Here is a 13,443-nt window from a genome sequence, read left to right on the forward strand (position 1 = left end):
ACGCTGCGTACTCATAGAGTCACACTGAGGCAGGGCGACGTCAAGCTATTCCGGGAAAGTCGGACTTGTGTCGTTGGCCCGGGTCGGGGTCAGCGCAGCCCGGACGTCGCCACGAACGCCACACCGGCGCCGTCGATCCGCAGCGGCGCCTCCAACGCCGTACCGATGGCCGCCTCGCCGGAGGCCAGCGTCAACGCGCCGGCACCGTCGTCCACGGTGATCGAACCACCAGCGCAGAGCACCACCCGGGGGCCGGGCAGCGACAGGGTCACCGACGGCACCGCCGCGTCGACCCGGACCCGGTGCAGCGCGAAATCGTCCACCGGCACCGGCCACCAGTCCACCCCCGGGCCGACCGGCTCCGCGGCCCGGACCGGATCGACGAGCACCTCGAAGCGCAGCACCTGCAACAACTCGTCGACGTCCACCCGCTTCGGGGTCAGGCCGCCGCGCAGCACGTTGTCGCTGGCCGCCATGATCTCCACGCCGCAGCCGCTCAGGTAGGCGTGCAGGTTGCCGGCGGGCATCCAGATCGCTTCCCCCGCCTCCAGCCGCAGGTGGTGCAGCAGCAGCGCGACCAGCGCACCCGGATCCCCCGGGTACGCCGTGGCCAGTCGACGGGTCAGCTCCGCGTCCGGGCCGTCGACCGGCGCCGCCACGACAGCGGCCAGCAGGTCGTGACGCCTGGCGACCGGCCAGCCGAGCAGCGTCCGCACCGCCGTCCGCAACCCCGCCGGCCCGGACCGCAACGCGGCGACCACCGGCGCCAACGCCGGTACGCCGAACGCCACGAGCGCCTCGGCCGACTCCGCCGGATCCCGGAAACCGCACAGCGCCTCGAACGGGGTGAGCGCGACCAGCAACTCCGGCTTGTGGTGCGGGTCGGAGTAGTTCCGATGCCCGTCGGCGCGTCCCGCCTCCGCGGCGTAGCCGGCCTGCGCCTGCTCGGCGTCCGGGTGGGCCTGCAGGCTCAGCGGAGCGTCGGCCGCGAGCACCTTGAGCAGGAACGGCAGCCGGTTGCCGAAACGCTCGGACACCCGCTGACCGAGCCACTGCCCTGGCTCGTCCCGCACCAGGTCACAGAGGCTGACCCGCAGACCGGCACGATCCACGTGGGCCGGGGCGCCCGGGTGGGCCCCCAACCACAGCTCCGCCTCCGGGCCCGCGCTCGGCACCGCTCGCCCCTGCAGGAGGGCGATGGCTGAGCGCGAGCCCCAGGCGTAGTCCCGGATCGGACCGTACAGTGGCTCCACCCGTCAGCCCCCGGGCCGCCCGGCCGGGTCGCCCGACGTGTCCTGCGGCTGCGGCACCGCGGTGTCGGCCGCGGCACCGGTGCCGGCCTCGGCGGCAGCGGTGCTGTAGACGTCCGGCTCCAGATAGATCACCCGGGCGATCGGCACCGCGGCTCGGATCCGCGCCTCGACGGCGTTGATGCCACGGGCCAGGTCGTGGGCGCTCTCCCACTCCGGAACACCGATCTTGGCGGCCACCATCAGCTCTTCCGGGCCCAGGTAGAGCGTCTTCATGTGGATGATCCGCTCCACCTCGGGGCCGTCGGTGACGGCCCGCTCGATGGCGGCCAGCTCGGACGCCTCGGCACCCTCACCGAGCAGCAGGCTCTTCGTCTCGATGGCCAGCACGATGGCGATGACCACCAGCAGGATGCCGATCATCGCGGTGCCGGCGGCGTCCCACCGGCCGTTGCCGGTGATCAGCGTCATGCTGACACCGAAGAGCGCGAACACCAGACCGATCAGCGCGCCGAAGTCCTCCAGGAGCACCACCGGCAGCTCCGGGGCCTTGGCCCGACGGATGAAACGCACCCAGGACTGCGTGCCCCGGCTGTGGTTGGACTCCTTGATGGCGGTCCGAAATGAGAACGACTCCAGGACGATCGCCACCACCAGGACCACGACCGGCAGCCAGTGCCAGGACGTGATGCCCTCCGCGTGATCCCACTTGTGGTACGCCTCGTAGAGCGCGAAGAGGCCACCGATGCTGAACAGCACGATGGACACGATGAACGCGTAGATGTAGCGCTCCCGGCCGTACCCGAACGGGTGTTCCGGGGTGGCCGCCCGCTTGGCCCGCTTGCCGCCGAGCAGCAGCAGGCCCTGGTTACCAGAGTCGGCGACCGAGTGGACCGCCTCGGCCAACATCGACGACGAGCCGGAGAGCAGGAACGCGACGAACTTGGTGACGGCGATGCCGATGTTGGCCAGGAGGGCGGCGATGATCGCCTTCGTCCCACCGTTGGCGCTCATGCCACCGCTCCGCTTCGCCCCGCGAAGCCGACCGGTCCGCGCATGACGCGCCGCCCCCTACGTTCGTTCACTGGTTCGACAGTTCCTTCATCTCGGTGATGGCCGGAACGGCCATCGGGTCCAACCCGTGTGCCAGAGCAAGGTAGATCGAGGCGAAGTCCGGAACGGCGATCAGCGACGCCAGCCGCTCCAGGGCGGAGCCGCCCTCGGCGGTCACCACGTCGCACCGCACGCCACGGCGCTCCGCGAGGGTCTGCACCGCGTCCGCACGGCGCTCCTCGACGGCGAGCGGCTCGTCGGTGTCGTCCTCGGCGTTGAGACCGCCGTCGCGCAGCAGCACCAGCCGCAGCCGGGTGCCCTCGCCGTCGTCCTCGGCCGGGTCGGCGAAGATGTCCCGCTCCCCCTCGGCCAGGCCACCGAAGACGCCGTCGAGCAGCCCGACCCGACCCCGCCCGGCCTCACCCAGCGCTCCGGTGACCACCGGGTAGCGGGCGTTCGCCGACAGGGTGTCGCCGAACCGGCGGGCCGCCACCGTGGCCAGCGGGGACGAACCCCAGACGATGGGGATCGAGCCGGCCAGGCCCAGCGCCAGTGACTTCGCCGGGTTGACGAAGGACTCGGCCGCCGATCGGCAGCGGTCGGCGTCCGCGTCGAGCCTGGCCGCGGTCTCGGCCAGGTCCGCCTCGTTGACCTTGACGAGCCCGAGGGAACGGGCGGCCAGCAGGACCGGCACCGTGAGCGCCCAGAGACTGGCCCGGGCCGGGGCCCGCCGGGGCACCGGGATGAACGGCGCCCGGGCCTGCTCGGCGATCGACTGCAACCGTGAGTCCGGGGCACCCACGGCGACCAGCCGCGCACCACGGCGGTGGGCCGCCTCGGCGGCGCCGAGTGCCTCCGGGCTACGCCCGGACGCGCTCACCGCGATCACCACGTCGGCCGCACCCACCCAACCGGGCACGCCGGCGGATCGGTGCCCGATGATCGGGACCGGGCAGCGGGGCCCGGCGACAGTGGCCAGCACGTCCCCGGTACGCCCGGCGGTGCCGATGCCGGCGATCACGACGGCCCGGGGCCGCCCGTCGTCGGCGAGCACCGCGAGGTTCGCCTCGGCCGCCAGCGCGGCGCTCTCGCGAACCTGCGCACCGGCCGACGCCGTGTGCCGGAGCATGCCGCCCGGGTCGGCCTCGGCCAACGCCTGCGGGTTGTCGAGCAGGGCCTCGTCGGCGTCACGACGCCCGCTGACCCCGGCCGTACCGTCGATCATGAGGACTGCCCGGGGCCGCCGCGCGCCTCGTCGAGCAGCAGCACCGGCACGTCGTCGCGGACCTCGAAGATCCGGCCGCACTCCGTGCAGGTCAACGTCTGCGCCTCGGCGTCATAGGTGAGCGGGGCGTGGTGCGTGTCCGGACAGGCAAGGATCTCCAGCAACTGCGGATCCAGGGCCATGGCACGGCTCCTTCCACGTGTACGGCTTGACCGACGGCGGTGCCGACCGGCGCAGGTGATCTTATCGGCGAACGCGGCCGAGCACGTCGTCCCGGAGCGAGACCATCCGATCCCGGGTGGGCGCCTCGACGTTGAGCCGCAGCAGCGGCTCGGTGTTGGAGGCGCGCAGGTTGAACCAGGCGCCGTCGGGGAAACGCAGGGTGAGTCCGTCCATCTCGTCAGCGACAGCATCGGGGTACGCGGCCCGCACCTCGGCCACCGCCGCCGCCTGGTCGGTCACCGTCGAGTTGATCTCGCCGGAGGCGATGTAGCGCTCGTACTCACCGGCCAGCACGGACAGCGGCAGCGACTGCTCACCCAGCGCGGCCAACGTGTGCATCGCCGCGAGCATCCCGGTGTCGGCGAACCAGAAGTCGCGGAAGTAGTAGTGCGCGGAGTGCTCCCCGCCGAAGACGGCGTTGGTGCGGGCCATCTCCGCCTTGATGAAGGAGTGCCCCACCCGGGCGACGACCGGCTTTCCACCGTGCTCCCGGATGATCTCCGCGACGGCGCTGGAGGTGATCAGGCCGTGGATCACCGTGGAACCCGGGTGCTTGGCCAGCTCACGTGCGGCGACGAGTGCGGTGATCGCCGACGGTGAGACCGGTTCGCCGCGCTCGTCCACCACGAAGCACCGGTCGGCGTCACCGTCGAAGGCCAACCCGATGTCCGCCCCGTGCTCGACCACGGCGCGCTGGAGGTCGACCAGGTTCGCCGGGTCGAGTGGGTTGGCCTCGTGGTTGGGGAAGCTGCCGTCCAACTCGAAGTAGAGCGGAACGATCTCCAGCGGCAGCGGCGACAGGGCCGCGTCGCCCAGCACCGTCGGAACGGTGAAGCCACCCATGCCGTTGCCGGCGTCGACGACCACCTTCAACGGCCGGATGCCGGAGAGGTCGACCAGCTTGCGCAGGTAGCCGGCGTAATCGGGGAGCAGGTCGCGCCGCTCGGCGGGCCGGGTCGGTTCTCCGGCGGGACGGCTGTCGTCCGAGTCCAGGAGGGCCTGGGCCCGCTCCCGGATCTCGGCCAGGCCGCTCTCCTGGCCGATCGGGCGCGCGCCGGAGCGGCACATCTTGATGCCGTTGTACTGCGCGGGGTTGTGGCTGGCGGTGAACATCGCGCCGGGCAGGTCGAGCGAGCCGGACGCGTAGTAGAGCAGGTCGGTGGAGGCGAGGCCGATCTCGATCACCGAGCGGCCCTCGGCGCGTACGCCGGCTGCGAACGCGGCGGCCAGGCCGGGCGAGGTGGCCCGCATGTCGTGCCCGACGACGACGGCGTCGCCCGGCTCGTCGGTGGAGTTGAGCAGTTGGGTGAAGGCGGCGCCCAGTGCCTCGGCGGCCCGTTCGTCCCACTGGTCCGGCACCGTCCCGCGGACGTCGTAGGCCTTCACAATCTGGGACAGATCAGACACGTGTTCCACTCCTTGGCCGCAGGTTAGACACCGATCCTGAGCCTAACGGAGGGCCGGGCCGTCCTCCGCTCAGCCGGGGAGGCGGGGAATGAACACGGTGTGACCGTCACCGTCGGCGGGCGGGTCACCAGGCTTCGGGCGACCGTCGGGCCGGCCCGGCATCGGCTGGGTGGCCTCCGGGGCGGGGGTGTCCGGGCGGGCACCGTACACACCGCCGGTGGCGGGACGCGGTGCCGGCACCGCGCCACCCCAGGCGGCGGGCGGCGGCTGCTGGCCGTACACCTGACCGGGGCGACCGGGCGCGGCCGGCAACCCACCCCCGGCCCGGTAGGTGGTGCCGCCGGGGTTGCCCGGCAGGCTCTCGGGCGCCTCGTCGGACGGCTTGCGGTCCTGCCGGGAGCGACGGAACAGCAGCACGATGAGCAGCAGTCCGACCGCCACCAACACGATGCCGAAGTACATCACCGGCGATCCACCTCCGGACGACTCGGCAGCGGCCGCCGTGGTGTTCGGCGCCGCGGAGACGCCGGTCTGCGCCGCCGGGTTCACCGCCTCGTCGACTGTCGCGACCTCGGTCGGGCTCGGAGTTGGCGTCGGCGTCTTCGACCGCGACGGAGTCGGCGACGGAGTGACCCGCGCTCCGGTCAGCCGCGCCGCGTCGGTGGCGTGACCCAGCGTCTGGCCGGAGGCGCTGATGCCCGCGCCCGTGACCACGAGACGGCCGCCCGGCGAGCCCGCCGCAAACGCCACCCGGTAGCGCACCGTGATGCCCTTGCCCTTGCACAGCGTCGGCTTCGCGGGTGACGTCTGCGCGGTCGACACGGTGCCGGTGCCGCCGGTGACAGCCACCGGGAACCAGCGTCCGCCCGCGTTGACCTCGACCGACACCTGGTTCGGCTGGAGACCCGTCAGGCTGAAACCCAGCGCGGTACGCAGCAGAACGCAACCGTCGGTGCGCTTGCGCACCGCGACGTTCACCCCCTGCGCGGAACCACCGGCGGCGAAGCTACTGGCCGCGCCCACCCGGACCGAGTCCTGATCGGCCAGCGCCGGTGACGCACCGAGCATCACCAGGCCGCCCGCAAGACCGCAGACCGCCGCGAGCCGTGCCACGCGTCGACGCACTGTCATGATTACCTCGCCGTTCTCCCCGGGTGGGGTCCGCCGGCCAGGCTACTACCGGCCCACCTGTCCCACCGGTCATAGAGCGCCCCGCATGTGTGCGGCGTTACGGTTTACCACCCCTCCCGGCGGCCGGGCTGACCAGCCAATCAGCGCGCACGGCGCGCGCCCGTGATCCACTCGACTTCACGGAAGTCGGGCGGTCCCACCGCCCCGGATGCCCCGACATCAATGAACCGGAGTCGATCACCCGCGACCCGAGGCACCGACGCCATCCCCGGCGGCCCCGCCATCCTGGCCACCCCGGGCAGGACCACCCTCTGCCCGGCCCCTGATCGCACCCAGGCCGAGGGCGAAGGCAGTGCAGAAGGCGATACCGAAGGCAACGCCACCCTTCGCACCGAACACGGGAATGCCGATCGCCAGACCGATCAGGAGGCCGACCGGCCAGGCCCAGACAGTGGTCCTGACGCCCTGCGTACCAGATTTCGCCATGTGTCGATCTTATGCGGCCCCGCCAAGGCCCCGCCGATTGCTCCGACGCTCAGGCAAGCCCACGCCTAGTTCGCTCTCCCGATGTCGGGGTCCGCGGCAGGATCACCGGCCGCGCGAAGCTGCTCCTCGAACATGACGAACGTCCGCTGCCGAATCCCACGAATGAGCGCCTGCTCCCTCGCGTGCACGCGCAACCACTACGGGCCGGATGGCTGCGGGCCGCTGGCGCCGACATCAGGCGTGAACATGGCTCGGATGCGGTCCTCGTCGGCAGCGCAATACCCCCGCCGATGGTCTCAGCCACCATCTCGGCCGCGGTCCGATCGACGGTTTCGAAGCGGTCGACCATGTCGCTTCGATGTCTATCGCCGGCTCTCGATCGAAACCACCTGCACGCCCGCCGCCTCGACCTCCGCCCGGATCGCAGCCAACAGATCCTGCACGTCCGAGTCGCTCGGCTCCGCCGGCACGTCGAGGTCGAGGCGCCACCCTTGGCTGTCCACGTCGCGCCAGAGCCCAACGCTCGTACATAGCCCCGCGATCGTCCGTGTGACTTCGCCGAACAACTCGTCCCAGTCGTCGCCAAGGCGGCCGACTTCGTTCAGGCCGAGCACCGCCCGCAGACGACCCAAGGTGGCCCGATCCATCTCCCCGTGTAGATCAATTACCCAGCTAGCTGACATCCGGTTCCCCGACAATCCAGTCCGAATCTTGGAAGTGGGACGACACTCCGGTTCCGGACCGATCCGGCGGACCGGCACCAGGAAAAATCGCCGGCACCACGTCGCGGCCCAGATAACGGCCATGGCGTTCGGCCCAATCAAACAGGTGAGGGAAGCATTCTCGCGCCACCTTCTTCGTCACAAAACCGTACCTCGCGTTGACGACACGAAGGCCGGGATATTTCTCGGCCGCGTGCTGCCGGGCCTGCTCCACCATCTCATCCGAGGATATCTGGAAGTCGAAATCACTCGGCTCTTCCAGACCCAGCCGGTACATAGCGTCGAACGGCCTACGCAGTGGAAGCGGCAGCCCCTGCGACCAGTCCTGCAGACGCGCCAACGCCTCCGGGTCGTCGACCAACTCAGACTCCGTCGGCATCTGCTTGTGGGGACCGGAGAAAAAGCGGGCCGATGAGCCCTGGAGCCGGATGTCGACAGTTGACGGGTCTAGACCATCCTCCCGCAATGCATCGAAGAGATCGGCCGTCATCTGTGCAAACTGCGCACGGGTAGCTCCGAGAGGCGCCGACCTGTCGGCCCAGGCCAGGACGGCATCAGGTGTGATGCCGAGGAACTCGCAATCCTTCGGGTTCAACTGGCGGCCCGATTCATCCGCGGGCAACAGTGGACCGGCAGCCTGCCAACCGCGGTTGCCCCGCTCTTCTGCCGCGGTCTCGATTCGGTTCTGCCCGCTATCGGCATTCGACGAGCCTGGGCCGTCGAGGAGCAGGTGCATCCGGTTGATGTACGGGTCGCCGTGGCCGCCGTCGTCGCGCGTCGTAGGGTGATCCGGCAGGTCGGGCCGTTCGCTGAACCGGCCCCGGGGCAGTCCGCCGAGCGGCATCGGTCGGCCGTCTCCGCTGAGCACCAGCGCGTCGATGCCGACCACGTCGGGGTAGAGCGGCCGGTCCCGGACCACGCCGTTCTGCGGGTCCACGTAGAGCACTGTGCCGTTCTGGTTGAGCGCCACCCAGGCGTGTGAGCCGCCGTGCGCCCACTCGGTGACCAGGAACGAGTAGCTGCCGTGCCCGCCCAGCAGCAGTTGGTCGTGCAGGTTGCGGTAGCCCCGGTCGGCGGCCTGCCGCGCCTGCGCGGAGTCCGTGTGTTGGCCGGACGCGGGGGCGAGGAGTTTCTGGAAGCGCCCGCCGGTCACGTCCTCCACCCGGCCGGGGCCGCCCGCCTCGCCACGGATGGGGCGCCGGATGTCGCCGTCGAGGTAGCCGTCGAAGGTTCGCGGTGCCGACACGCGGGGACGCCCGTGCACCCACGTCTCGAACAGCGACAGTGTGCAGTCCAGGCAGTTGATGCCCCGGGTGGCGTCGGCCGCGGGACCGCCGTCGTTGAGTAGCCCGAACCAGCCCCCGTGTCGGGGGTCGGCGGTGCGGATGACGGTGCCGTCGGGTCCGCGGGGCATCTGTCGTTCGACGTCGACCTGGTGCAGGGCGAGCGGTGGCCGGAGTCCTCCGGGCTGCCCGTACGGCCGGGAGTCGTCGATCGGCGGCGGATCGTCGTCGCCGGTGAGCCTGGACGGGCCGGTGGTCTCCACCGCGCCGAGCGCGAGCGCGCCCACGTCCCGGTTGGCGTGCTCGAAGGTGGCGCTGATGTCCACGACGGGCGGGGCTGTGGTGCCGGCCAGCACCGCGTCTGCCAGGTCACGCCATCGGGAGTACGCGCGAGCTTCCTCGTTCGCGGCGCGCTGCCAGCCGTCGGCCCACTGCCGGTTGCCGGCCTGGTGCAGTTGGCGGGCATAGGTGGCGTACTCGACGGCTCGGCGATCGTGCTCCACGGCACGGGTGCGCAGTCGGGCGGCCTCGGCCTGGCGGCGGTTGTTCTCCAACCCGATCCGCAGCGATTCGTAGTGGTCCTGGTAGCGCCGCCGCTCGGCGGCTTCCGCCGCTGCGGCCCACTGCGCCGCGTACGCGTCGTTGGTCTCGGGCTCGCGCACCGACGGGGCACCGAACGCGGCGACGTCGACGGGGATCGACGCCCTTCCCCGGGCGGGATGGTCGGGGGCGCGCACCGGTGCGGGCGTCTGCCGGGTCGGGACAGGTGCCGGCACGGTGAACCGACCCACCACCGGTGGGGTGGAGGCGACCGGCGGCGGCCCGTTGGTGGTCGCCGGGACGCCGAAGGTCATCGGTGCCGCCGGGCCGGGGGCGGTCGTGGGCGCGGAGGGGCCGGTCGCCGGAGACCAGCCGGTCGGTCCGGGGGTGGTGACGTGCGGGGAACTGCCGGACTGGGTCGGCGGCACACCGGTGGCAGCCGGCCCGCTGCCGGATTCGAGGGGACCGACCACGGGCGCGGACGCCGACGACAGCCTCGGGTCGGCACCCGTCACAGAGCGGCCCGGATCAGCAGCCGGCGCCGACGTGGCCGGGTCGGTGGTCGTCGGGAGCGTGGAGTCGGCCGTGACCGGGTGCGGTACGCCCGCTCTGTCCCAGAACTGCCCGCCCGTCGACGGTGTCGTCTCGGAAGCGCCCACCGCTGAGTCCATGTCGGGCACCGCAGCAACCGGCGTCGGCGAGGAGGTGTGCGCGTCGGGCGCGACCGGAGTCGCCGGCCCGGTGCCCCGCGACTGTTCGACAACCGGTGACGTCGGCGCGGTCAACTGGTTCGACGCCGCGACGGCCTCCGTGGCCTGCACCGGAATGCCCGCAGCCGTGACCAGACCACCCGAAGCCACACCACCGGCCGCCCCCGCCGCAGACGGGACCGCAGCAGACGGGACCGCCCCAGACGCGGCCGCCGAGGAGGCGGACACCCCCGAGGAGGCCGCATCCCCCGCGAGAGGCGACACGGGCGGAAGGGACGGGCCCGTGAACGATGCTCCGGCGAGGGCGTTGGCCTGCGCGTCGAGCCGGGCGCGTAGCGCGTGGTCGGTCTGCGCGGTCGCCGAACCCGTGGCTCCGGACGCGGCGGCGCGCGCCACGTCCTCCATTGAGGTCAGACCCTGACCGGTGGCCAGGCTCGCCGCGCTGTCGGCGAGCACCTCCCCGGTCATCTCCCGGCCCAGGTGCTCGCCGACCTTCGCCGCCCGCCCGGTGGCGTGCCGGCCCAGGCCGGCCAGCGGTGCCACCGCCCCGCCGGCCAACCCGCCCACCGCCGACGCGCCGAGATCGGTCAGGTCCAGGCCGTGTGCCCGCCCGGTGGAGTTCTGGTACGCCTGGGTGGCCAGGGTGACCCCGGCCTCCTCGGTGGCCTCCTCCAGCCCACCCCGGGCGGCCCGCTTGGCGAGCCCGCGTGCGCCACCTCGGGCGACCTCCTTGGCGGCCCGCTCGCCGGCCTCCTTGAGCCCGTGCTTGAGGGACTTGCTGGCCAGCTGGCCCATCAGCCGCTTGAAGATCTGTTGAACCAGCAGCCGGGTCGCGGTGATCGCCGCCCCGGCGGCCGGGGTTGCCGCCCCGGCGGTCAGCACCGCCGCCACCGCGACGGTGAGCAACTCGATGACCAGGATGCCCAGCTCGATCCAGACTTCCAGCTTGGCGCCCTCGATGTCGCAACCGCACTCCTCGACCAGTCGGCCCAGGTCGGCCGTGACCGCGAGCAGCACGGGCAGCGGGGCGTCGGCACCCTCGGCTATCCCCCGCCAGGCCGCCTCGAACGCCGCGTCGACAGCTCCGACACCGCCATACCCGTTGTGCACCTCCACGGCGGCCGTGGCGGCGTCGGCGTGCGGCCCGGCCAGCACGGAGGCAACCGCGTACCACTGGTCGGCGACGTCCCAGACGGCCCGCTCGTTGCCCTCCGGCCACTGCACGCCGACCACCCAGTCGAGGGCCTCGTAGATCCAGCCGGGCACGTCCCACGGGGCGAGGTCCAGGGGGTGCGGGATGGGGCTCGGCAGCACGCTCATCTCGATCGTCGGCCGTCAGCGCCGGTCGGCGGTCCGACCGACCCGGGCGGCGTTGGCCCCGTCGGTCTGCACGCTCGCGTCGACCGCCTCGACCACGTCGCCGCCCAGCTCGGTGAGCCGGTGCCCGACGCCGGCCCAGGCCCGCAGCACGGTCTGCTCGAACCCGCGGTAGTTGCGCTCGAAGGCGGCGCCGATGTCGTCGCGGCCCCAGGGCCGGGCACCGCTGGCGGCCTCGATCGCGCCCCCCTCGGCCGCACGGCGGGCCGTCACGGCCTCGCCGGCGAGCGCCAGATCGGCACCGCCCCGGCGGGCCCGCGACGGATCAAGCCAGAGCTGCCCATCGGTCATGGCTTTGCCTCACCTGTGCCGAGAACGGCGTCGGCCCGACCGAGCAGCGTGGCGTAGTCGCCGGTCTTGAGGAAGTCCGTCGCCCCGGAGTCGCCCGGCATGCTCTCGGCGACGAGGTCGCGGGTGGCGTCGGCGGCGGCGGTCGCGGCGGCCCGAATCGTCTCGGTGACCTTTCGGCCGAGCGCGTCGGCGTCGCGGTCCCGGTAGATGGCCGGCGTCAGCTCGACCTCGATCACCTGGCCCTGCGCGCCAACGGTCGCCGTCACCTGCCCGTCGGCCGATCGGCGGGTCACCCGCAGCGCCGCGAGTCGCGACTGGAGAGTGTCCAAACTGGATCTGAGCTGCCGGTATTGCCCATAGACGTCGTCGAATCGGGCCCGTAGCTCGCGATTGACGCTCCGGTCCGCCTGTTCGTCCACCGCCGCCCTCCCGTCACCGTCGGTAGAGCGAAACAATACCGGCCGCCATCGATCCGCGTAGTCCGGTAGTTTCATAGCGTGATCGACCGTCGACAGGCCGAGCAGCTCGCCGCCACCTGGGCCCGCCGTGACTCGCAGCGTCTCGGCCACGAGTGCACAGCGATGGTCGACGAGTTCGACCTGGGGTGGGTCGTCACGTCCGTCGTGCCCACCGAGGTGCGTACGGTGCCGGGTGACCTGCCGACGACAGTCATCGACAAGCAGACCGGCACTGTCACCACCTGGCCCCGGGTGCCGAGCACTGTGGTGGCGGAGCTGTACCGGCGTAGCCGACCCTCCGGGCCGACAGCCCCCCGCACCCTCGACCCGTCGAGCCTGCTGGTCCGGGAGATCCATCGGGGCGCCACCCCGAACACCGCCGCGCACCTGACCATCGACGGACGGATCTGGACGGCCCAGGGCACGAAGGCCGACGTGCCGCTCAACCATCACCCGCTGGTCCGCGACTATCTCGCCCAGCTGCCGCCCGGTGAGTTGGTTCGCGGCGGGGCGGCGCACGCCGAGCTGATCGTGGTCTCCGACGTCCTGCACGAGTACGACCACCGCCGCGCCGCCGAGGGCATCGCGCCGATGGGGCGGGCCGAGGCGGCGGCGCTGCTGGAGGGGGCCCGCTTCGAGATCTTCCGGGTCCGTGAGCCGGGCGACCCCGCCGGCGGGCCCGCCGAACGGCCCTGTGACTCGTGCATCTCCTTCCTCGTCCGGGCGAACGTCCTGCCGGAGTCGACTCGCGCCTGGACCGAGACGTGGAATGCGCCGGAGGCACCCGACCCCGATCCTGGGCGGTTCCCGGCGGAGGTCGCGAACGCGCTGGTCGCGGCCGGTTGGGAGCCGCACATCGGGGATCAGATCATGGCCGCCGCCGCCGTCCGGGATGTCACGTCGGTGCCGGGGCGCAACCATCGGCACGAGGTCTTTCCCGCCGCGGTGGAGGCGCTCACCGCGTTCCCCAGCCTGGTCGGTGCGCGACGCGGCCGGGGCGAGCAGGTGTGGATCTCCCGTTTCGACATCCGCCCGCACGCCATCGCGCACACCGCCGACACTCTCGCGGACTTCGGCGCGGTGCTGGGCGTACGCCTCTTTCCGATCGGCACCGAGCAGCAGGACAGCATCCTGGCGGTGGACGAACGCGGTCGGGTCTTCGCGCTCGACCAGGCCGGCGAGTGGTTCCTCGGCGACACCATCGACGCCGCCCTGACCACCCTGCTGCTCGGCCGCGCACCCGCCCGGGTGCGCGACGACGGCACCTGGCCGGCCGACTCCGGTTAAG

General features: G+C 72.2%; 11 protein-coding genes. 1 reads left to right on the top strand and 10 read right to left on the bottom strand.

What is annotated here, in order from left to right; genetic code table 11:
* Positions 1 to 89: 89 nt before the first annotated feature.
* The 10 genes from manA to ACZ6NZ_RS19640 all read right to left on the bottom strand — a co-directional run bounded on the left by manA (position 90) and on the right by ACZ6NZ_RS19640 (position 12,116).
* Positions 90 to 1,253, bottom strand: coding sequence for a mannose-6-phosphate isomerase, class I (gene manA / locus ACZ6NZ_RS19595; protein WP_465859429.1), 1,164 nt, complete (start codon positions 1,251 to 1,253; stop codon positions 90 to 92).
* 3 nt (positions 1,254 to 1,256) lie between these two features.
* Positions 1,257 to 2,264: a cation diffusion facilitator family transporter gene (locus ACZ6NZ_RS19600; protein ID WP_366610436.1), complete on the bottom strand. Its 1,008-nt coding sequence runs from the start codon at positions 2,262 to 2,264 to the stop codon at positions 1,257 to 1,259.
* Between the two features lie 67 nt (positions 2,265 to 2,331).
* Positions 2,332 to 3,528 carry an SIS domain-containing protein gene (locus ACZ6NZ_RS19605; protein WP_366610435.1) on the bottom strand — a complete coding sequence of 399 codons (1,197 nt, stop codon included), beginning with the start codon at positions 3,526 to 3,528 and terminating at the stop codon, positions 2,332 to 2,334.
* A complete protein-coding gene (locus tag ACZ6NZ_RS19610) occupies positions 3,525 to 3,710 on the bottom strand; it encodes a Trm112 family protein (protein ID WP_091394023.1) in 186 nt (61 codons plus the stop codon). Before ACZ6NZ_RS19610 ends, ACZ6NZ_RS19605 begins: the two co-directional genes overlap by 4 nt.
* Positions 3,711 to 3,771: 61 nt before the next feature.
* A complete protein-coding gene (locus tag ACZ6NZ_RS19615) occupies positions 3,772 to 5,157 on the bottom strand; it encodes a phosphomannomutase/phosphoglucomutase (protein ID WP_465859430.1) in 1,386 nt (461 codons plus the stop codon).
* A 69-nt stretch (positions 5,158 to 5,226) separates the two neighbouring features.
* The gene (locus ACZ6NZ_RS19620; protein ID WP_465859431.1) at positions 5,227 to 6,288 is read right to left on the bottom strand and encodes a hypothetical protein; all 1,062 of its coding nucleotides are present in this window, start codon (positions 6,286 to 6,288) and stop codon (positions 5,227 to 5,229) included.
* An 848-nt stretch (positions 6,289 to 7,136) separates the two neighbouring features.
* On the bottom strand, positions 7,137 to 7,421 hold the full coding sequence (locus ACZ6NZ_RS19625) for a hypothetical protein (protein WP_465859432.1): 285 nt from the start codon (positions 7,419 to 7,421) through the stop codon (positions 7,137 to 7,139).
* A gap of 25 nt (positions 7,422 to 7,446) precedes the next feature.
* On the bottom strand, positions 7,447 to 11,349 hold the full coding sequence (locus tag ACZ6NZ_RS19630; protein WP_465859433.1) for a toxin glutamine deamidase domain-containing protein: 3,903 nt from the start codon (positions 11,347 to 11,349) through the stop codon (positions 7,447 to 7,449).
* A gap of 15 nt (positions 11,350 to 11,364) precedes the next feature.
* On the bottom strand, positions 11,365 to 11,697 hold the full coding sequence (locus tag ACZ6NZ_RS19635; protein WP_366610425.1) for a hypothetical protein: 333 nt from the start codon (positions 11,695 to 11,697) through the stop codon (positions 11,365 to 11,367).
* Positions 11,694 to 12,116: a YbaB/EbfC family nucleoid-associated protein gene (locus ACZ6NZ_RS19640; RefSeq protein WP_465859434.1), complete on the bottom strand. Its 423-nt coding sequence runs from the start codon at positions 12,114 to 12,116 to the stop codon at positions 11,694 to 11,696. The genes ACZ6NZ_RS19635 and ACZ6NZ_RS19640 overlap by 4 nt, the downstream gene beginning before the upstream one ends.
* 78 nt (positions 12,117 to 12,194) lie before the next feature.
* Here ACZ6NZ_RS19640 and ACZ6NZ_RS19645 point away from each other — a divergent pair, with 78 nt between their 5' ends.
* Entirely contained in the window at positions 12,195 to 13,442 is a 1,248-nt protein-coding gene (locus ACZ6NZ_RS19645; protein ID WP_465859435.1) for an SUKH-3 domain-containing protein, read from the top strand.
* The last annotated feature ends 1 nt before the right edge of the window (position 13,443 follow it).

It is taken from the genome of Micromonospora sp. NPDC047756 (genome assembly GCF_055587245.1).

Coding starts and splice junctions, on each gene's coding strand:
- ACZ6NZ_RS19605 (WP_366610435.1), bottom strand. CDS start 3,528: ATGATCGACGGTACGGCCGGGGTCAGCGGGCGTCGTGACGCCGACGAG.
- ACZ6NZ_RS19620 (WP_465859431.1), bottom strand. CDS start 6,288: ATGACAGTGCGTCGACGCGTGGCACGGCTCGCGGCGGTCTGCGGTCTT.
- ACZ6NZ_RS19610 (WP_091394023.1), bottom strand. CDS start 3,710: ATGGCCCTGGATCCGCAGTTGCTGGAGATCCTTGCCTGTCCGGACACG.
- ACZ6NZ_RS19625 (WP_465859432.1), bottom strand. CDS start 7,421: ATGGATCGGGCCACCTTGGGTCGTCTGCGGGCGGTGCTCGGCCTGAAC.
- ACZ6NZ_RS19600 (WP_366610436.1), bottom strand. CDS start 2,264: ATGAGCGCCAACGGTGGGACGAAGGCGATCATCGCCGCCCTCCTGGCC.
- ACZ6NZ_RS19630 (WP_465859433.1), bottom strand. CDS start 11,349: ATGAGCGTGCTGCCGAGCCCCATCCCGCACCCCCTGGACCTCGCCCCG.
- ACZ6NZ_RS19635 (WP_366610425.1), bottom strand. CDS start 11,697: ATGACCGATGGGCAGCTCTGGCTTGATCCGTCGCGGGCCCGCCGGGGC.